Origin of the sequence: Pseudomonas sp. AF03-9 (assembly GCF_020515815.1) — a bacterium.
Taxonomy (GTDB): domain Bacteria; phylum Pseudomonadota; class Gammaproteobacteria; order Pseudomonadales; family Pseudomonadaceae; genus Aquipseudomonas.
The window spans coordinates 1-842 of record NZ_JAHPJF010000061.1; the positions used below are offsets into that span (position 1 = coordinate 1).

Annotated in this window: 1 protein-coding gene; it reads left to right on the plus strand. The window is 64.5% G+C overall.

Annotated elements, in window-relative coordinates; all coding sequences use genetic code 11:
* A partial coding sequence (locus LIY36_RS27620) for an AMP-binding protein (protein ID WP_226457862.1) occupies positions 1-842 on the plus strand: 842 nt, incomplete at both ends.

The window sequence follows — 842 nt, forward strand, 5'->3', positions numbered from 1 at the left end:
ATCGGGCAGTTGAACCTGCTGGATGCCGATGAGCAACAGCACATCCTGCAACTGTGGGACCGCAGTGAGTCCGGCTTCTCAAGCGCTCGTCTGGTGCATGAACTGTTCGCCGACCGCGCCCGTGAAAACCCGCAGGCGGTGGCGGTCAAGTTCGACACGCAAACCCTCAGCTACGGCGAGCTGGATCGCCAGGCCAACCGCCTGGCCCACGCGCTGATCGCCCGTGGCGTCGGCCCCGAAGTGCGGGTGGCGATTGCCATGCCGCGCAGTGCCGAAAGCCTGGTGGCGTTCCTCGGCGTGATGAAAGCCGGCGGCGTGTACGTGCCGCTGGACATCGAATACCCGCGTGATCGCCTGCTGTACATGATGCAAGACAGCCGCGCGCAATTGCTGCTGACCCACAGCCGTGCGGTGCCGCAACTGCCGATTGCCGAGGGCCTTGAGGTGCTGGCGATCGATCGCACCGAGGACTATGCCGAGACCGCGCCAGAGGTGGCGTTGGACGGCGACAACCTTGCCTACGTGATCTACACCTCCGGCTCCACCGGCATGCCCAAGGGCGTGGCGGTTTCCCACGGTCCATTGGTGGCGCACATCATCGCCACTGGCGAGCGCTACGAAACCGGTCCGGCCGATTGCGAACTGCACTTTATGTCCTTCGCCTTCGACGGCTCCCACGAAGGCTGGATGCACCCGTTGATCAACGGCGCCAGCGTGCTGATCCGCGATGACAGCCTGTGGCTGCCGGAATACACCTACGCGCAGATGCATCGCCACAACGTGACCATGGCGGTGTTCCCGCCGGTGTACCTGCAACAGCTGGCCGAACATGCCGAGCGCGA